Source organism: Desulfosporosinus burensis (assembly GCF_054657535.1).
Map to the genome: position 1 here is coordinate 110,231 of NZ_BAAHYN010000011.1, position 19,095 is coordinate 129,325.

The 19,095-nt window shown below is 41.6% G+C and carries 16 protein-coding genes; 2 read left to right on the plus strand and 14 right to left on the minus strand.

Features of this window, described 5'->3' with window-relative positions; translation table 11 throughout:
• Positions 1-158: 158 nt before the first annotated feature.
• A complete protein-coding gene (locus tag ACYQ3Q_RS19300; RefSeq protein WP_459930142.1) occupies positions 159-719 on the plus strand; it encodes a flavin reductase family protein in 561 nt (186 codons plus the stop codon).
• A 253-nt stretch (positions 720-972) separates the two neighbouring features.
• Here ACYQ3Q_RS19300 and ACYQ3Q_RS19305 read toward each other — a convergent pair whose 3' ends face one another.
• The 9 genes from ACYQ3Q_RS19305 to ACYQ3Q_RS19345 all read right to left on the minus strand — a co-directional run bounded on the left by ACYQ3Q_RS19305 (position 973) and on the right by ACYQ3Q_RS19345 (position 11,772).
• Positions 973-2,157, minus strand: coding sequence for a C40 family peptidase (locus tag ACYQ3Q_RS19305; RefSeq protein WP_459930143.1), 1,185 nt, complete (start codon positions 2,155-2,157; stop codon positions 973-975).
• A 432-nt stretch (positions 2,158-2,589) separates the two neighbouring features.
• Positions 2,590-3,672, minus strand: a complete 1,083-nt coding sequence (locus tag ACYQ3Q_RS19310; protein ID WP_459930144.1) for a GerAB/ArcD/ProY family transporter — start codon at positions 3,670-3,672, stop codon at positions 2,590-2,592.
• A 5-nt stretch (positions 3,673-3,677) separates the two neighbouring features.
• Positions 3,678-4,859 carry a Ger(x)C family spore germination protein gene (locus tag ACYQ3Q_RS19315; RefSeq protein ID WP_459930145.1) on the minus strand — a complete coding sequence of 394 codons (1,182 nt, stop codon included), beginning with the start codon at positions 4,857-4,859 and terminating at the stop codon, positions 3,678-3,680.
• Between the two features lie 124 nt (positions 4,860-4,983).
• Positions 4,984-6,621, minus strand: a complete 1,638-nt coding sequence (locus ACYQ3Q_RS19320) for a spore germination protein (protein ID WP_459930146.1) — start codon at positions 6,619-6,621, stop codon at positions 4,984-4,986.
• 85 nt (positions 6,622-6,706) lie between these two features.
• A complete protein-coding gene (locus ACYQ3Q_RS19325) occupies positions 6,707-7,147 on the minus strand; it encodes a TIGR03915 family putative DNA repair protein (protein ID WP_459930147.1) in 441 nt (146 codons plus the stop codon).
• A gap of 169 nt (positions 7,148-7,316) precedes the next feature.
• Complete coding sequence (locus ACYQ3Q_RS19330; protein ID WP_459930148.1) at positions 7,317-8,609, minus strand: acetyl-CoA hydrolase/transferase family protein; 1,293 nt, start codon at positions 8,607-8,609, stop codon at positions 7,317-7,319.
• Positions 8,610-8,728: 119 nt separating this feature from the next.
• A complete protein-coding gene (locus ACYQ3Q_RS19335) occupies positions 8,729-10,042 on the minus strand; it encodes a TRAP transporter large permease (protein WP_459930149.1) in 1,314 nt (437 codons plus the stop codon).
• Positions 10,039-10,524, minus strand: a complete 486-nt coding sequence (locus ACYQ3Q_RS19340) for a TRAP transporter small permease (protein WP_459930150.1) — start codon at positions 10,522-10,524, stop codon at positions 10,039-10,041. The genes ACYQ3Q_RS19335 and ACYQ3Q_RS19340 overlap by 4 nt, the downstream gene beginning before the upstream one ends.
• Before the next feature lie 144 nt (positions 10,525-10,668).
• Positions 10,669-11,772 carry a TRAP transporter substrate-binding protein gene (locus tag ACYQ3Q_RS19345; RefSeq protein ID WP_459930151.1) on the minus strand — a complete coding sequence of 368 codons (1,104 nt, stop codon included), beginning with the start codon at positions 11,770-11,772 and terminating at the stop codon, positions 10,669-10,671.
• Positions 11,773-12,216: 444 nt separating this feature from the next.
• Between ACYQ3Q_RS19345 and ACYQ3Q_RS19350 the strand changes: the two genes are divergently transcribed.
• Positions 12,217-14,154, plus strand: a complete 1,938-nt coding sequence (locus ACYQ3Q_RS19350) for a XylR N-terminal domain-containing protein (RefSeq protein WP_459930152.1) — start codon at positions 12,217-12,219, stop codon at positions 14,152-14,154.
• Between the two features lie 301 nt (positions 14,155-14,455).
• On the opposite strand, the gene ACYQ3Q_RS19355 is transcribed toward ACYQ3Q_RS19350, so the two are convergent.
• From ACYQ3Q_RS19355 to ACYQ3Q_RS19375, 5 genes are all read right to left on the minus strand, one after another.
• On the minus strand, positions 14,456-14,674 hold the full coding sequence (locus ACYQ3Q_RS19355; protein ID WP_045691452.1) for a hypothetical protein: 219 nt from the start codon (positions 14,672-14,674) through the stop codon (positions 14,456-14,458).
• A gap of 396 nt (positions 14,675-15,070) precedes the next feature.
• A complete protein-coding gene (locus ACYQ3Q_RS19360; protein ID WP_459930153.1) occupies positions 15,071-15,529 on the minus strand; it encodes a molybdopterin-binding domain-containing protein in 459 nt (152 codons plus the stop codon).
• Between the two features lie 26 nt (positions 15,530-15,555).
• Positions 15,556-15,882, minus strand: a complete 327-nt coding sequence (locus ACYQ3Q_RS19365; RefSeq protein ID WP_459930154.1) for a molybdopterin-binding domain-containing protein — start codon at positions 15,880-15,882, stop codon at positions 15,556-15,558.
• 336 nt (positions 15,883-16,218) lie between these two features.
• The gene (locus ACYQ3Q_RS19370; protein WP_459930155.1) at positions 16,219-17,466 is read right to left on the minus strand and encodes an acyl-CoA dehydrogenase family protein; all 1,248 of its coding nucleotides are present in this window, start codon (positions 17,464-17,466) and stop codon (positions 16,219-16,221) included.
• Positions 17,467-17,570: 104 nt separating this feature from the next.
• Positions 17,571-18,815: a thiolase family protein gene (locus ACYQ3Q_RS19375; RefSeq protein WP_459930156.1), complete on the minus strand. Its 1,245-nt coding sequence runs from the start codon at positions 18,813-18,815 to the stop codon at positions 17,571-17,573.
• Positions 18,816-19,095 lie beyond the last annotated feature (280 nt).

The window sequence follows — 19,095 nt, forward strand, 5'->3', positions numbered from 1 at the left end:
ATCATAGATAGAATCATAGATTTTAAAGTATAATATTTGATAATACTTTTGCATGGTAGCTGAGTTCTATCTCATACTAAAAGCCAGCACTATTCATCATAGCTTAGTTGTTAACTAAACTTTAGAATTAAATTCATGAACCGAAAGGAGCGGAATCTATGAATAAGATTATGAAAAAACCCTCTACTGATCTTTTACCGGTTCCCAATGTCTTGGTTACGTCTCTTCTCGCGGGGTATGATCCGAACATCATAACGATTGCCTGGACAGGAATTCTAAATTCCGAACCCCCAATGCTCTACATAAGCCTCAACCCTGTTAGACATTCCCACAAGTTAATTAAAGAATCGGGTGAATTTGTGATCAACATTCCGTCGGTATCCCAAGTGAAAGTCGTAGACTATTGTGGTCTTGTTTCCGGACGGGATGTTAACAAATTTCTTGAAACAGGGTTAACTCCCTATTCCTCTACCTATGTAAAAGCACCGTTAATAGCCGAATGTCCCGTAAATCTTGAGTGCAAAGTTAAGAACGTCATTTTCCTCGGTAGTCATGACGTCTTTATCTCCGAGATTTTAGCGATTCATTACAATGAAGATGTGCTTGATTCTCACGCACGTCCCGATATTGACAAAATCCAGCCCTTCGGTTATTGCCTAAGAGAATACCGCTCCATTTCCGAAAAGCTAGGTTCTTTCGGTTATTCCAAAAAAAAATAAGCATCTAGGAAATTGGTTAGCGCCAAGCATGAGCGAAGACGGTCACCTTAACTGCATTTATGCTCGTCAGAAAGTAAATAACATAAAGTTATACTTTCTGAGTATAATAAAAGAAGGCGTTCTCACTGGTAAATTATTACCGGGGTAGAGAACACGCCTTCTTTTTTGGGTTTCATTATCTAATCATGATCTAGTCATGATCTAATGGAGTGATTTGCGCTTAGCATCAGCTACTACTATTTTCTTACTGCTTTTAGGAAGCGATTACGCGCCGAGCCCCAAGATACCGTTTAGACCAATAAGCGTCTGTCATGTCATCGTAAGAAACTCCGCCTGAGGACGAATGAATCATGGTATTTTTTCCGATGTAGATTCCAACATGAGAAGCTCCAGAGTGATAAGTACTGAAAAATACTAAATCACCGGGGCGTAAGTCAGAACGCGAAACTGACACTCCATTTAAAAACTGCTGCTCAGAGGTTCGACTCAAGGTTATTCCAAACTGGCGGTACACGCTCTGAGTGTATCCCGAACAGTCAAATCCTGGTGATGCTTTCGTTCCCCCCCAAACATAGGGTGTACCTAAAAACTGAGCGGCATAATTCAGAATCTGTTGCACTCCACCTGAAACTTTAACAGTACCAGCCACTCCTGCGCTAGAATCAGCCCCACTAGAGGAGTGAGTTGGAGTCTTAGCAGCATACGCTGCCTCGAGTTTTTCTTGTTCAATTAATTTTTCTATTCGACTTACCTTGGCTTGGGCAGAAAGAGCAGCGTTCATGATGGTTTTCTCATCTGTACTTAATTGAGCTAGAATAGTTTGTTGCTTATCTAACACCTGCTGCACAGATTGCTGTGTTTGAGTTGTCCCCTGTATTGCAGCTTGAATCGTATCCTTTTTTTGATTGATAAGTTCCTTTTGGCTATTCAAGGCTTCGTTCAACACGATCAGATTATCATGCAGCTTACCATAGGAACCTACAAGCATTTGAATATTTTCAGCGCGATCCATAAAATCCGCTAAATTTTCAGCTTCAAACAAAACTGCCAAATACGTCGTAGCACCCTCTTCGTAGTTATTCCTTAAAATGTGCCCTAAGGCTTCAATATTCTCTTTTCGTTGTTCTTCAAGTTTTTGCTGCTGTTCTTCTAACTTTTTAAGGTTACTTTGTTCCTCATTTAATTTTGCTTGGTCTCGGGCAATGCTACTATTTAAAACCTCAACGGATTGCTTAAGTGCTTGCACCTGTTGGGTTACACCCGCCACCTTAGCCTTTTGTTCACTTAAGACCCCATTGATTTGATTAGCTTGCTGTTTGGATTGATTGAGCTGTTGTTGTAAGTTTTCAGCTCGCACAGGGATTGATGACGCTACTAAAAGAAAGACTCCAATAATACTGACTAAGGTAGTCTTCTGTATTAGATCTCTATTGTTCATCTCAATGACTCCTCTAACTCCCTTAATCTATCTATTATTTCTTCAAGTATATTCGTCATAAAACCCTGAAATCCCTTGTTTAGTTAGCCAGAAAGCAACAAATAGGCAAAGTTCTTACAAGGGAACTTTGTCATCCTTAGCCATGACATCCACTGTAAAGTACAGCGGTATGAGTTCTGAAATGGCGGACTATTTACTATCGATAATTTAAATGGAGCACGTCCCTGATCAAAAAATCGATCATTTTACCAAGGTTAGGTACTTTTATACCTAACGTTTGTAGTAACGTCAATATGAATGCGAAAAGTAGGAGACTTGAAAAGACCACTAGTTCTCGCCACTGCTTATTCCTGATCAGACTCGGGACTTCAAATAGAATAATCCCAATAAAACCACTGATTAGCAAAACGATCATTGAACGTTCCTTTCCTTCTACTTAGGTAACTTGCGTATCTTAGCTATAAATAGCGATAAAAGTGGTAGCACAACATAAAATGGGAAACTGAACATGGGGTAGGTATTCATCAATGTATAGCTAAATTGCATCGCAGATTCATAACACAGAGCAAATGAAATTCCAATCACCCCTATCGGGATCACTAAGGGAACATATGAGCGTAGTTTCAATAGTTGAGCGATCCCTAAAACACTTGCATAGTAAAAAATACTCATCTTTAAAAAGATCGTTTCCCATAATGCGATGGCTACTAATGCTTCCAACCGATTAATAATATTTCCTATATCTATTAATCGTGCTGCTTCCATAGAAGGGGAGACAACAATCTCAGCAAGAGGTCCCAGTACCGCTGTATTTCGTATCACTACTATAAAAAAGGTCACCCCCCCTAAAATCATCCCCAAAAAAACGGAGGTTTTGACCTCCTTGATTTTATTGACATAAGGGATTACCATCATAAAAATTAAAACTTCATTGAAGGGAATCGCCATTATTATATGAGTCCCTTGGATAAAATCATAAATTGGTATATCAAAGATTGGTAAAAAATTACTAAACTTCATTTCTTTGAGCAGCAAAAAAAAGGTTGTTATAACGGCTAGGATAGTGGTTATGACGATCAAAAAACTCATCCTAGCTATAACCTCTATCCCAGAGCGTACTGCCCATGCGCAGATAAAAATAAACATAATCATAATCGCCAAAATAGGAGTTTCTGGAAAGAAAAAAGTAAGCACAAAATCACTGACAAACCATAGATTGGCTGAAACAATCATCAGAAATAACAAGATGTATTGTACTGAAACTAATTTACCTAAATAGGGTCCAAAAATCAGATCGTTAATTTGAATCAAGTTTTGTCCGGGAAATTTCAGGGCGAGCGTTATATAGACATAAGCCAAAGGTAAACTCATCATGAACGCAGCAATTAAGGCTATCCAGATATCATTCTTTGCAACTTGCCTAGCAAAGGATAAGGTTAATAAGGAGCCTTGAATAAACCCTCCTACTAAAAAGATGAGTTGCGTACTTGATAATTCTCCCTTTTCAAGTTTCAATCTATTTACTCCTTTTCCGGTGCTACTACTTTTTTCGAAGAGCCTGATCTACGTATCTTTCCTTCGACAGTTACCGTTACGTCAAGATCAGGGAAAATCTCATCCCAGTTACTTTCTAACTCTTTCCACTCTTTAGGGAATTTTTGATGCACGGCATCACCAAAACCAAAAATATCTGCATTTAGTTTCTGAGCTTTACTTAATGCAGCTCTAACCTCACTTTCGATGATAGTATTATTTTCAGCTTCAAGTTTTGCGACTGCTTCCGGAAGTTGTAGATTATCGGAACATGACTGACTTCCAATGTTACCTTCTTCCTTGATTTTCACCTCAATATGTACTTTATCCTCGCTAATTCTTGGTGTGATCTTACTCTGAGCACGAATAATTTCCAGGCTAATTTTCCCATCATCCTCAGGGCACTCCACATCGATGATTCCGCTTTTCACGTCATCGATGACCCATAGTAAGCCTCGAGTTTCAGTCTTATTCAATTCTCCAATTAATTTATCTTCTTTGAAAACTGCCGTTCCTGTCACATGTAGTGATTTTTCACTTCCCTGACCAGAGATTTTAACAAATGAGGCAAAGGGTGCCGTTGTTTTACTGATTAAACGGGTTACAAAATCATCGAGCTTAATAGCAGCCGTTTGAGAGGTTGCTGCTTGTGCTTCTAATAAGTTCGCAAGATTAATAGCGGGCATTTTTTCTAATTTTGGTTTTACTTCAAAAATATCGCCGGCCTGCTCATCAGCTACTAACATCCATACCCCAAGGCGAGTTTCTTGGTCTCGAACAAAAAAATCAAGATATTCACTGATTCCATCTTCTGCTAACGAACGACCAAAGATAATCACTTTATTGTGAGGCCAATATAGCTTGCGACTTGATTGATGAGTGAAATCTCTTATTGTACCAAAAATGCTATCTCCAGTATTCTTGACATTCCAAAAAGCATCCGTATTTCCACCCCCTTTATCACCTGCTTTCATCTCGCCTGACTTAACAACTTGAACTGTTAATTGCAATTTATCGTTAACTTCTTCATCCTCGAATTTATCCATGCCAACCCCCATGACTATCGCTAACGTAGGCAGTTCACGACGATTCCAACAGCCCGTCGTACCCATTATAAGAATCAAGCAAATTATGCTTAATCTGAAAATGCAAACGCTTCTCTTCAACAATTTTCATTACACCTACTAACGTTCTCTATCGAAATTAAGCTATTCCTCATTCCGTCTTCAATCGAGAGCTTAATGCTCTTTTTGTGAGGCTATACGCCCTCAATGTTCAGTTTAGGGGAATGAGTTACTTAGCTTTTTCTTCTGATGGTGGACTCGGTTTTAATCTAAATTCCTGTCGTTCAGGATCCTGCCACCCAATAGTTCGAGGTCTAGTGAACATGGCCCATATGGGAGCTCTAATAATCGAGTCTTTCAAATCACGAATACTCAGAGGGGCTAGCGGGGACAGATAAGGAGTTCCGAACGATCGTAGTGAAGCTAAATGAATAAAAACTCCTAACAATCCGACTACTATGCCAAAAAGCCCCATGACCCCTGCCAAAATCACGAAAATAACACGTAGAACCCCTCCCGAATCCGTCTGTGCAGGGACCACGAAGCTTGAGACAGCAGTTAAGGCTACAACGATGACCATTGGTGCTCCGATCAGTCCTGCTGTAACAGCGGACTCTCCGATAACTAAGGCTCCTACAATGCTCACAGCTTGTCCTACAGGTCTGGGTAGACGAACTCCCGCCTCTCTGAGAATCTCAAATATTATCCCCATCACGCTTGCTTCCATCACTGCAGGAAATGGAACCCCTTCTTGAGCAGCCGCCATTGTAAACAACAATGCTGTAGGAAGCAGCTCTTGATGATATGTTGTTAACGCTACATAGGTTGCGGGAGCTAGGAAGCTAATAAAAAAGGCTAAAAATCGAATCATTCGAATCAAGCTTGCAAAATAAGGTCGAGAATAATAATCCTCCGAACTTTGAAAGCTTTCGATAAGCACCATCGGAACTGTGAGTATAAAAGGAGTACCATCAACCAGAATTGCCGCCCGCCCCTCAAGCATCTTGGCGGCAGTAGAATCAGGCTTTTCGCTATTAGAGATTGTTGAGAAAATGGAGAAGGGGGCATCTTCAATAAATTGTTCAACATAACCTGATTCCAGGATGGAATCGGTTTTAATCCGATTTAGCCTACGCTTAATCTCCTTAATAAGTAAAGGATTTGCTACCCCTTGTAGATAGACTATACAAACATTAGTTTTAGTTTTCTCACCGAGTTTCATGGTTTCGAATTTTAGATCAGGACTTTTAATTTTACGCCTGATCATGGTAGTATTCGTCAGTAAACTTTCAGTAAAGCCTTCACGCGGTCCACGCACGACGGATTCTGTTTTTGGTTCATCTACACCTCGTGACTTCCAGTCTGCGGTCATGATCGCTAAAGCTTCCTCGAATCCATTGACTAGTAGAATTGAATCTCCGGTTAGACATCCATCAATTATTTCATCAAATGAACTCAATTTCTTAATTTGACCCACTGAAATAATTGTTCTACCTATTTCAGTGATATCATTAAGTTTTAACGTTTCGTTTTTAGATAAGCGTGATTCAATCATTAAAGGCTTAATGATTGAATCATTGATCATCGTTAGATCAGTCATCCCACTAAGATAAATTATTGCTACATCGATCTGATTACCATAGGCAAATTTCCGAATAATAACATCATAGTTATTCCCAATTAAATTTCTTAGGACATCTAAGTTTTTCTCAAGACTTTGGGAAACCTTACCAGGGGTATTTTGGTCTTGACTATATTGAGAAGTTCCTTGTTTCTTTTGGTCTACATAGTTGGCATTGAGCAATTTCAAATACCGCAATTTATTAGTGAAGTAATTTCTCACTACCCCTATCCCTCCCCTGACCATCTGTCTATTATTTCCACGTCCTTGCAGATTTATGAATAAATATAAGCCTCCAACACGTCAAAAAACTTGTTGGAGGCTTATTTCATCAGATCGTCTCATTTACGACTGCCACACGCCATTGCTCTGGCCCTTGAGCTTTAAGTTCATCCTTTTCGTTAAATTCGGTCATTTGACCCCAATACCGTTTCGGCATCAGAGTCATACGACACCGTGGGTTATTCCTACCTTCAATGGCAATCGTTTTATAGAATTGTCTCCATAAAAGACGGTACTCAATCTCAGTGCCCTCGACTTCTGGCAAGGTTAACTCAGCGATGAACATCAGTTCTGCCTTTTGCTCGCGATAAATTAAGGCCATACTGTGGGTTTTATCATAAATCATAAACGTTTCGTTGCGGAAACGGTCACAAAAATGCGCAGATAATAGGGGTAGCACCAAGTTTTTGGGTTCTATCACCGCCACGAGTACTTCTCCATAGACGGAAAATCGCAAAAAGCCCGTGAGCAATACTATAATATGAAACATATGTTCTTGTCAAAGAGAACGATACCAAACACACGACCTTCCAGAAAGTATCTTACATCCATTTATTCATTCTGAGTTAGCTTACCCCTTTCAAGTTCTAACCTGTCTACCATGGGGGGAGCATATCAACGTTGAGATAGCCACTTCCATATTACCCCCGTAATTTTTGCTAGATAATTTTTATTTGTCTTGCTGCGTGGCGCAGTTGATCCCGAAAATCAGGATGGGCAATACTGATCAGAGCGAGAGCCCTTTCCCTTGTGGATTTACCACGAAGTTTGACAACTCCATACTCAGTTACCACATGATCAACATAGTTTCTACCTGTAGTCACGCTCGCTCCAAGACTCAAAGTGGGAACAATCTTGGAGATTGTACCACTTTTTGCCGTAGACTTCAGGACGATAAAGCCTTTACCATCTGGGCACATAGTCACACCCCTGGCAAAATCCGACTGGCCTCCACTTCCTCCCCAGACTGTAGTTCCAATACTTTCAGAGCAACATTGTCCAAATAAATCAACCTCAATAGTAGCGTTGATACTGACCATTTTATGGTTTCGTGCAATAATGTTAGGATTATTAGTATAATCCACCGGATGTAATTCAATAGAGGAATTATTATTAACATAATCAAACAATTTTCTGGTGCCCTCGACGATGGTAGCCACAATCTTGCCCTTATGAATGGATTTCTTGCTCCCGTTTAAAGCCCCACTTTCTACAAGATCTATAAGATAGTCAGTGATAAGTTCAGTATGTATACCTAGGTCCTTTTTATGTTCCAGGAACTTGCATACCGCAGTGGGAATACCTCCAATGCCTACTTGAAGAGTGGAACCGTCTTCAATAAGATCAGCTATATAGGAACCGATCGTTTCATCCATCTTTGTTACCAGAGGAACAGGTAGTTCTATCATCGGCACATCATATTCTACGACCAAATCCACCTTGGATATATGAATGTTGTTATAACCTCTGGTCCTGGGCATGTTGGGATTAACCTCTACAATTATATTCCGGGCAACTTCCATTGCAGCGAGAGTATAGTCACAGCCTAAGCCAAAATTTAAATATCCATGTTCGTCCATTGGAGCAACAGTGAGCATCAGTACATCACAGCCGCATTGTCTGATTAAACTAGGTATGTCGCCGAAATTTGACGGCACATAGGTTGCAAATCCATCCCGAATAAGATTTCTCACAACATTTGTGACAAAAAAGGATTCTATGGAAATATGAGGGGCATAGGAAGGATCCATGTAACGGCGCTTGCGCCTTGACAAGAATTGCCGGAGAACCACACCTTCCAACTCATCCTTCCGATCGGCTAAAGCATCAAAGAGAATATTAGGCTCATTAGAAGCCGGTGGAGCCCAAATTACGTCGCCCGACTTGACTAACTTAACCGCTTCTCCCGGAGAAACTAGTTTCTGACGATATATTTCGTGTGCGCTTAACATCCTATACCTCCTCTTTTAAATCTAGATTTTCAACGCTTCTAACTTGCCAGTTAGCTGGCAACTATTTTAACTGAAGACAGCCTCCCGCATAAACTACATCTATGCAGAGGAGGGAACCTCTAATCCAATAAGTTAGGTAAAAATGTTACAATTTCAGGAAAAACAATCAAAAGGCCCGTACAAAGTATGGCGGCAACCAGAAATGGCCAGACACCCCGGAAAACGGTTTCTAAAGGGACATTTTTTGCTACCCCTTTAATAACATAGACGTTGATGCCTACCGGCGGGGTTATTACGCCCATTGCCACGACCATACAGATGATGACCCCAAACCAGATGGGGTCGTAACCCAAAGAATCCACGACGATTGGGTAAAAAATTGGTATTGTCAGTAAAATAAGCGGTATCATCTCGATAATACAACCCAAAAACAAATAGATCGCTAAGACAATGAGCACGATTACATAACGCGGAAGAGCTAAGCCACCAACCCATTCTGCTATTTCAGAAGGAATTCGACTAATCCCCAAAAAACGGGTAAAGATAATGGCTCCGGCTACCATAAATAAGATCATGGCTGTTGTCTTGGTGGTATCAGCTAAAGCCTTGTTAAATCTTTCCCAAGTCATCGTCCGGCCAATTAATGTAACCAGTAACACACCTGCCGCTCCGACAGCACCAGCTTCTGTTGGCGTAAACAAGCCCATAAAAAGACCCCCGATAGAAAGGATAAAGATAGCAATAACCTCTATCAAACCATCGCGCAATGAATGGATTACCTCTCTCGCACTGGCTCTTGGCTCCAGCGAGGGTGGACACAACGCAGGATTTAGTTTAGTCACGACATAGATCGCCAGCATATAAGAAATCATCAGGAGAATACCCGGAATAATGCCAGCTACGAACAACTTGGCAATTGATTGTTCGGTAGATACTCCGTAGATTACAAAGATAGTACTGGGAGGAATTAGAATGCCCAGTGCCCCTCCTGCAGCGACACTGGCAGTTGCCAGTGAATCATTGTAATGGTACTTCTTCATTTCTGGAAGAGCGATAGAACCGATCGTCGCAGTGGTCGCTGTACTGGAACCGCATACTGCTCCGAAAATAGCACAGGCTACCTGGCTTGCCATAGCTAACCCACCACCAAAGTGCCCGACTGCCTTATAGGCAAACGTATAAAGTCGGGTGCCAATTCCAGATTGGAAGGCTAAATACCCCATTAAAACAAACATGGGAATCACGCTCAGTGAGTATGAGGCAAACGAGGTATAAATTTCAGAAGCCAACATCCGGAATGCGGCAGCAGGAGTCACCAAATAACTAAAACCGGCTAAACCTACGATCCCCATGGAGATTGCGATCGGCATCCTTAAGACCATTAATACTAAGAAGGCGATAAGGCCGACAAATCCTGCTATGGTTGAGCTCATCTCTGCACCCCCTTTTTCAGGTTATCTATGATCGAGCCCAAAACTACGAGACCGTAGGCCAAGAACCCAAAAGCAACTACATAGATAAACCAGTAAAAGGGCGTTTTAGTCGTCATGGAAACCTGTCCGCTAAGCTTCATATCGTTGGCGTAAAGAATAATTCTCCAAAAGGCAAGGCTCAAAAAAACCACAACCAGGAAATCGATCACGATTTTAAGTACAGCTTGCATCTTTATATTAAACTTTCTAACTAAAAATTCTAAAGTAATATGGCCATCTTGTACTGCACAATAGGCAAGAGAAAGACCTATGGCCATCGCTGTCAGAAATTCTGCCCACTCAATTGTACCCTGTATCGGACTTCCAAACAGGCGTAAGATGACATTGCCAACGACTAGGACCATTAAAGCAACAACAAACCACCCTGCTATACGGTCAAGGATAGAACTTAACTTTTCAGCAAATCTGCTTACGATGCTCATATTATCTCCTCCTTGAGTATTTAAGAAAGCATAGCTTGCCGAGTCTATGGGCAAGCCTACTTGCTTTGATGAAATTAATCGAGGGCCAAAGTACCTAAGGTTATATTAAACTCCTCAGAGACTTAAGGCCCTCGTCTTAGTACATTAATTTAACTTATTATTTTTATCAGTTACTTCTTTGACTGTACCTAAAATCTTTTCTCCATCTAAGCCTTTACTGTTTAAAAAGGTGACATAATCAGTTTGAAGCGGCTTAATAAGCTCTAGCCATTTTGCTGTTTCAGCTTCAGAGAGGTTTATAATTTCTACCTTCTTTTTGTCTTGGGTCCATTTTAAGCCTGCCTCATTAATTCTATCAAACATACTGGGGACATTTTCGACGTAAAACTTTTCGGTTGCGTCAGTAATTTGTTTCTGAACATCAGCGGGGATAGAATTCCACTTTGCCAGATTCATAGTACAGAAGAAGGCCTGATTGTAAAGGAACGGCGTCATGGTAATATAATTACCAGTGACTTCACCTAATCTAAAGCCCTGCATGGTTTCTAACGGACCAACTCCGCCTTTCATCATGCCTTTTTGCAATGCCTCATACCATTCAGGCATCGGCATCGTGATCGGTGTAGCTCCTAATAATTTAATCGCATCCCCTCTGGGGCCTGCAGTTGCTCCAATCTCAAGGCCTTTTATATCCTTTAATTCTCGAAACGGTGTCTTTGACATCAAATTACCCGGACCAGTGGCCCAACTAAAGAGATGATGACTATCTTGCAACTCGTTTGGCTTCATAGTTTTGATACCTTCCATAAGCGCAAGACTTGCTGTTTTGGAATTTTTATTACTAATACCTGGTAACAAAAAGGTTTCAACGACTGGAAAACGTCCTCTAGTATAGGCATAGGCGGATATTCCGATATCACCAACACCCTTTACAACACCCTCATAGGTTTCTGCAGATTTTAAAAGGGTTTCAGCAGGATAACTGGTTATTTTAACCTTCCCACTCGTAGCCTTTTCCACTGCTTTTATCCAACCTTGAGCAATGTCCTTTTCGGCCGTGTGGGTAGCAGGCCAAAAGTGGGCCAGCTTTAATTCTATCGGCTTCGGTGCTTCTGTAGAGGGATTAGCAGAACTATTAGAACTTGCAGTATTTGCTCCGCATCCCGCTACGCTTAAGACTAAACTTATTGCTAATAAGAAAAGGCCTGATCTCAAATTAGAAGAAACAGTTCTTTTTTTAACGATCATACTACATCTCCCTTTTTTCTAGTTTGCGCTGATCAATTTTCGAAGGGCTTTCATTCAAAACGGGGTAAGGAGTTTTAAAGGCACTACCGCAAGAACATGCTTCCTTAGTTTATTACCACGTCCCCGGTTCGGTAACGAATTAATAGAAAGCCATAATGACCCAAATTAGAAGATCTACTCCCCCCCTTTGGCCAATTTTTACTGGTTTAAGCCTTCTCCGATTCATATTCCTTGATTCCTAACTCACATTATATTCTGAATCTTCCGTAAATGTAGCACATTTAGTTATCTTTCTCTATCTTAAAACAGTTCCAAATTTCCAAATTATTCAGCCCGAATTGACTAATAGAAACCAATGTAAAAAGAGGTTATAAACAACTTTTCACGAATTAGTATTTGGAATATTTAAAATAGACTGAATAGTGTTAGGATGTGAAGAGCTATATGCGGGCTTCAGAATTGCGTATGGACGAACTGCTCCAATTTCAGCCAGAACAAGGGAAAATCCTTTTAAAGGGCTCACGTGTAATAATCTTCGCTGCATCTGCCCTTGGAAAGCTGCGCAAAGATTTAATTGATACTTTGGGTATGGATAGAGCTAAAGGTTTTCTCATCCGTTATGGTTGGTCTTGTGGTTTTCAAGCAGCCATAAATATCAAAGAGCAATTTCAATTAGACAATGAGTCAGAATGGAATTATGCCGGTCCTACCATACACACTCTGGAAGGCTTCGTCCACGTTAATACCGACATTATTGATATAAATCGACCAAAGGGTACCTGGTCACTTAAAGGGATCTGGACAAACTCCTTTGAGGCCGAACAACACATACTACATTATGGTTACCACAATGACCCTGTGTGTTGGATGTTAGTAGGATACGCAGGTGGCTATCGTTCTGCCTGTCTAGGAAAGAAAGTCATTTATAAAGAGGTAAAATGTACTGGCAAGGGCGATGAGCATTGTACTTTTATCGGTAAGACTATTGAAGAATGGGGCGAAGAAATAGTCCCAGAACTAGCCTATTATGAAGTGAGTAAGATCAGTGAAGAACTGGAAGAAGCTAATCGCAGGATCACAGTTCAGAACGGTATTCTGGAACGAATAGTCAGCATTCATGAACAGCTGACTCAATGTATTTTGAAAGGTAAAGGTGTAGAAGCAATCGCAGCCAGTCTTGCAGAGTTTATGAAATGCACTGTGATTTTGGAAGATCGTCACCTTATCCCCCAAACTACTTGTTTTCCGGCGCAATCTGTCACAAAAGATCTCCTGACCCCTTATCATTCGATTTGGACCAACCCTTCTTTTAAAAAAGCTTCCGCCTTTTACCTACAGCAAAAGCGCCCGTTTCAAATAACAGGTCAGTATTCAGATATCCAAGTATACCGTTTGGTATCACCGATCTTAGTTGGGAGCGAATTGCTAGGTTTTGTTTCTTTGCTTCGCACGGAGCTACCCTTTTCAGAATTGGAGAGTGTCTCTTTAGAACACGCCGCCAGTATCTTTGTCCTTAAACTATTAGAGGAAAAGAAAATCACCGCAGTCGAAAGGCGGTTAATGGGTGATTTCATTGATGAATTGCTAACGGGAAATTTCCCCGAGCCCCGTTCAATCATCAAACGGGCACTCGGACTGAATTATGATATTACTCTTCCTCATCGGGTTCTGATCTTAGACATAGATAACATTACCCAATTGGTAAACTCCTTTCCGCAAAATGAAAAAAGGATCGTACAATTAAAAACAGACCTTGTTAACACCGTTCAATCCTGCCTGGAACACTTAGGCAAGGGTATGGTCGTAAACAAAGGCGATAATTTAATCATGTTAATCCAGCTAGATAAACCTGATAGCCCTGAAAAGGTCACTAGACAACTTGCTGAAAATCTTATTAGACAAATCTCTCGTCATTTTCCCAAAGTATCGCTGACCATAGGGATTGGGAGTAGCTGTAAAGAGTTATCTGATTTTCACCATTCCTATTTATCCGCTCAAAAGGCCATAGAAATTGGAAAAGCCCTGAAAAATCAAGGCCAAGTGATCTCTCTTGAACAATTTGGTACACATGCTCTGCTTTTTAGCGCCTTAAATCCGTCAGAATTATTACACTTTGCTACCAGTCAAATAGGTTCTCTAATTGAATACGATGAGACCTATCAAACTCAGCTCATTCCTACGTTGCAGGAATTTCTAAGCCACCGTGGTAGCGTTGAGGAGACCTCTAGAGCTATGAATATGTCGTTAAGTGGACTAAAATATCGCTTACATCGTATTGAAGAGATTACCGGACAGGATCCAAGAGATTTCCAGTCTTGCCTTAACTTCCAATTATCCCTAAACATCCTCCAGCTAGCGGGACGGGACAAAATAAAGTCATAGCTTAAGTGTCCGGCCTCACGCAATTTTACAGTTGGTTAATTTCAGGTAGTTTTTGGTAAGGTCATTGCCCAAGGACCTATGGGGTATGTATTTTAGGGTCCGAGTAAAGAAACTCAAGGGGGTAAATCAGGGTCTGATGAATCATTCCTTTTTACTTAATGAAAACTGGAAATCCCTTCTGTCTGAGCTAGCTCCAACAGCCAATTACCATGGATGCACACAAAAAGCCGATTTTCCCCAGAGTTAAGGAAAAACCGGCTTTCGATATTCAATTTTAAAATTGGATAATACATTTATTTGCTTATTTCATATAATGAAACCCCGTTTCACAGTTATAACATAAATTATTTGCTTCAATCGCTTGTGCTACTTTCTTTCGAAATTCGCTCATGCAATGTGGTTTAATGGCAATTTCTCTCGACTCATTGATTAAATTTTCATCTTCGCCTAGTGATAAGCGCTTGGGTCCTGCACAAACCTGTTCCTGATCATTTTCCTTTTTTACTTCACAAAGAGCCATTTAAATTACCTCCTTTAAAATTTTCGATCGAAAGTCTGTAGCCTTAATCCTGAACCATATATTCATAGAGTGAAACTCGGTATTGCGTAAATTACATTATATCCATTGCCTTTGCGAATTTCACTCAAAAATTGTTTAGCATAACCTTTTCCTATCCACTATTCCACTATTCCACTATTCCACTATTCCTATTTAGTACCAAAAAACTGCAAAATTCATCTCCTTAAAAATGATCTTCGCCCCCGATTTGTTTCATATAATGAAACTCTGTTTCAATTTATGTTATGATTAATTTTAACATATTACACCCTATCTATCAATAAAAATTTAGTTCATTGCTTTAGTGAGCACGACATTAGAGATAGTTTTTTTTGTTTGAAGATAAACCCGCTTTAATTAAAAGTCACTCCAACCTGGAACCAACACACTCACTTGATCTCCGATACAAACCTTTTCAGTAGTTTTCGGTAAAAATACGAAGCCATTGGCTTCTACATTGGGACAAATTAAATCATGATCGGGTTTACCAGTAGACCACGCCATATAAAATTCTTGCTTCTTTTGCAACTTCACACGAGCATAAATGTTTGCTTTGCCGGCATTGATAATTTCGTTTTGCATGGTAGCGCAGCAAACTTTGAAAGTACTACTTCCCCTTCCAGACATTTTTTCAAGAACAGACCGACCATAAAGTTCAAAAACTATAATACTCCCTACTGGTTTTCCCGGCAAAGCCAAATGTGGAAGTATCCGGTTATCTGTACCTTTTAATATTTTTAACGGCAATCCGTTGTGATAAAGGTTATCTCCATACGATATTTCTTCAAAACCATGCTCGGAAACTATGTCCTTCAAGCCACTTGAGGTACCCCCTATGGTTATTAATAGGTCTGATCCAAAGCCCCTAGTAATACTATCCCGTAATTTGTTCTTGTCATCAGAATAACATCTAATAAACGAGGAGTTCCCCCATAGCTAGCTACCAGACTGGCAATACAATAAGCATTACTGTTAAATACTTGCCCTCTATCTTTTTTCCCACCCACAGGTATCACTTCATCACCCGTAGCAGCAACTGACACTATAGGTCTCCTTATTACTTTGACGCTGCTTCTTCCCAAACTTGCTAATACTCCAATTTCTAATGGACTGATGATAGCTCCACTATTTATAACAATTGAACCTTTGGCAAGGTCTGAACCTGCCATACGAACCATACGAACATTGTTTCAGGAGGAACCCTATCCCAAAATAGTTTGACGCTGTAACCAAGTCCCCCTAGATGAAGTTCGGTTAATTTCGGATCAGTTTCTACTCTCTCAATGTTCCAGTTGCTAAATCAATTTCTAAATTATACCCTGTTTCTGCGCACCTCATTTTTCATCCCCTCTACGTATGTCGAAATATATGTTCAACGGTAAAAAACCCAAGAAGTTCAGCAATATTATAAAGTTACAGTAATTCTTGAACTGATAAACACCACTGCAAAATTGCAGTGGTTTTTGATGAACTGTTTCGGATTTGGTAGAAGTATCAATCAGTGCTCAACCTTGCTGGCATCTCGGGTAAAATTCCCCCAGCATCGCTCCACCTGTCGCACTTAGAACGTCATTGCACCCGTCCATGATCAGAGTGGTCCTGGCATCCCGGAAGAGTTTCTCCGTGAGGTACTCTTGGGCCAGACCGTTGCCACCAAGCAGCTGAACCGCGTCACTGGCAACCTCGAAACACAGCCTGGTACACGTTACTTTCGCGGCAATAGAGTACTCTAAGAACGGTGTGGGATTATGATAGTTGAGTTCACAAACGGCACGCGAGAGGGCCCGGCAGCTCTCTACCTTAGAGAACATCTCAAACAGCTTCTGTCTCACCGAGAAGTGCTCGATTAAGGTCTTGGTCCCTTGGACTCTTTCTTTAGCGTATTTTAATGCCTCTTCAAAAGCAGCTCTCGCCAGACCCGTTGACCAAATGGACATATCGGCATTTACAGTGGCAAGGATTATTTCCTTGAAAAAATGATACTGATCCGGACCAAGAATCATATAATTCTTAGGTACTCTTACTTCTTCGAAGAAAAGCTCACCTTGACACAAGTCCCTCTGACCCATCTTCCGAAGTGGATTCCCTTTAGAAACTCCCTTTAGGTTCAGCGGTAGGACACATAAACCCATGCCATTCAAACCTTTCGACGAATCCACCTGTACATGAATAATAGCATGGGTAGCAATGGGCGCACCGGACACCCACGCGGCCTTCTGCCCGCTAATTACCCACTCGTTGCCTTCCAGTTTTGCCCGAACATTGCCAAGAAGACCTGAAGAACTGAAGAAGTCTTCCTTGAAAGCGGATGTATCGGAACCACGGTCCGGTTCCGTGACAGCCCAGCAGCCAATCAAGCTGGCATCCTTATTGCCCAAAAACGGCAGCGTAAACTTCTCAATAAGTTCCTGGTCACCCGATATTGCGGCAAAATTAAATGGTAACCCTACCCCATTAAGCAGAGCAGCAAGTCCAAAACTGCCCCAACTCAGTTCCTCCTGCACCAGGTGTATCTGCAGTGGTGTCAATCCGAGTCCGGCGTCCCCCGGCAGCAGTATTCTATGGTAACCGAGTGCGTAGGCCTTTTTCAATAAGCCCCATACAGGCGAATTCGGCCCGATGGCATCTTCTGCTGACATCTGATCCAGTTCCTTACTGACAGGCCGCATAACTTCGGTCGCAAATTTATGGGCCGCATCTCTCAGAGCGATGTCCTCCGTGGACAAACCTTTGTTTAAATCGAAGTAACTCATTTTTGTTCACTCCTCTTAATCTTTTTTTGTAAAGGTCCCAAATTCTATCTAATAATAAGCTTCAGAATTTTATTTAAATACCAAAGAGCTTACGTAACCACTTGCTACTTTGACACCTTCTCGAGGATATGAATTCCCATCGACGCCTCCTCGAAATAAAGCTGACCCCCTCCGTTTTCCGCCATACCAAGTCTAGCCCCTTCAACCTGCCTTTTTCCTGCTTCTCCCCGAAGTTGTGTTACCAACTCAATAATTTGAGCTACACCCGTAGCAGCAAGGGGATGGCCACGTGAAATCAGGCCTCCGGAGACATTCACGGGGATACGGCCGCCTAACGTCGTCGCCCCGGACTCCGCAAGTGCTCCTCCTTCTCCGTGCTTACAGAAACCCAATTGTTCGGTCATTTTAATCTCAGAGAAGGCAGCGGCATCATGGACCTCCAGTAGGTTAATATCTTCAGGTCCTAATCCAGATATATTATAGGCCTTCTTGGCAAGTCTTACCTCAATTGCTTTGTCCTCCTCGTCAAATGTTCTCGTCGTGCTCGATCCGTAGACGGATGCCCGCACCTTCACTGGACGCGATGATTTCAATCCCTTAAGAAAATCGCCAGAACACAGGATAGCAGCCGCACTCCCGTCGCCTAAAGGAGCACACATAGGTACCGTTAGTGGATAGGCAACTTGTCTTCCTGCCAGTACCTCTTCGATGCTCATCGCTTCCTGATACTGTGCCTTGGGGTTCATTGAACCATGCCAGTGATTCTTGGCGGTAATAACCGCCAACTGACGTTGAGTTGTACCGTACTTCTTCATGTGCCAGCTAATCATATAGGCATAGATGTCCATCATCCCACTGCGGTTTACTCCACTACCCTCTAGAGCCTCTGTCGGGATGCCCAACTTATTCAGCCTCTCTATCCAGCCAGCAAACATGGTTTCTACATTTTCCACATCTGTCCCGGTCCCTATGGCCTGGAACGACTTTACCTTATCCTGGTTGTAGAGCTTTTCAGTACCAACAGCTAACGTACAGTCGTAGGCCCCTGAGGCAACACCAAGCCAGGCTGAATGAAGTCCCTGGGCTCCACCCCCGCAGGCACTCTCTACATTAAAGACAGGGATTTCATGAATACCCATAGCGCCCAATGCCACTTGACCCCGCAACTGATGTTGGCCCTCGAAAAAGCCCCAAGTCGAATTGGCAAACCAAGCTGCCTGTAAGTCCTCCTGTTGCAGACCTGCATCGAGCAAGGCTTCTCCGATTGCCTCCTTGGTAAGATCTTTAATCGAGCGATCAAGATATTTTCCAAAACGCGTCATTCCCACACCTATAATATAAACATCCACGTTGCTTTCCTCCCTTTAGGGCCGATCTGATTCATGTAGCCCTCCTGTAAAATAATAAGCCCATACTCGCTGTAATTGATGATTATATTGGTTACGAAGGCAACTCTCCTGTCAACATTGATTTTGAGACAACTATAATCCTCATAGTCATCTTGCTCTGCCTCTTAATTATGGTTTTTTTCTTATTATAGTGAAAATTCTGAAATTATTGATTAGAATTTTCATCATACACTAATTATGCCCCCTCCATTTCCCATCCTGTTCCGGTATTCGACCCACC

What these genes read in the sequence shown, in the direction of transcription:
- ACYQ3Q_RS19300 (WP_459930142.1), top strand. Translation starts at nt 159, where the DNA reads ATGAATAAGATTATGAAAAAACCCTCTACTGATCTTTTACCGGTTCCC.
- ACYQ3Q_RS19305 (WP_459930143.1), bottom strand. Translation starts at nt 2,157, where the DNA reads ATGAACAATAGAGATCTAATACAGAAGACTACCTTAGTCAGTATTATT.
- ACYQ3Q_RS19320 (WP_459930146.1), bottom strand. Translation starts at nt 6,621, where the DNA reads ATGGTCAGGGGAGGGATAGGGGTAGTGAGAAATTACTTCACTAATAAA.
- ACYQ3Q_RS19325 (WP_459930147.1), bottom strand. Translation starts at nt 7,147, where the DNA reads ATGTTTCATATTATAGTATTGCTCACGGGCTTTTTGCGATTTTCCGTC.
- ACYQ3Q_RS19330 (WP_459930148.1), bottom strand. Translation starts at nt 8,609, where the DNA reads ATGTTAAGCGCACACGAAATATATCGTCAGAAACTAGTTTCTCCGGGA.
- ACYQ3Q_RS19335 (WP_459930149.1), bottom strand. Translation starts at nt 10,042, where the DNA reads ATGAGCTCAACCATAGCAGGATTTGTCGGCCTTATCGCCTTCTTAGTA.
- ACYQ3Q_RS19340 (WP_459930150.1), bottom strand. Translation starts at nt 10,524, where the DNA reads ATGAGCATCGTAAGCAGATTTGCTGAAAAGTTAAGTTCTATCCTTGAC.
- ACYQ3Q_RS19345 (WP_459930151.1), bottom strand. Translation starts at nt 11,772, where the DNA reads ATGATCGTTAAAAAAAGAACTGTTTCTTCTAATTTGAGATCAGGCCTT.
- ACYQ3Q_RS19350 (WP_459930152.1), top strand. Translation starts at nt 12,217, where the DNA reads ATGCGGGCTTCAGAATTGCGTATGGACGAACTGCTCCAATTTCAGCCA.
- ACYQ3Q_RS19355 (WP_045691452.1), bottom strand. Translation starts at nt 14,674, where the DNA reads ATGGCTCTTTGTGAAGTAAAAAAGGAAAATGATCAGGAACAGGTTTGT.
- ACYQ3Q_RS19365 (WP_459930154.1), bottom strand. Translation starts at nt 15,882, where the DNA reads ATGGCAGGTTCAGACCTTGCCAAAGGTTCAATTGTTATAAATAGTGGA.
- ACYQ3Q_RS19370 (WP_459930155.1), bottom strand. Translation starts at nt 17,466, where the DNA reads ATGAGTTACTTCGATTTAAACAAAGGTTTGTCCACGGAGGACATCGCT.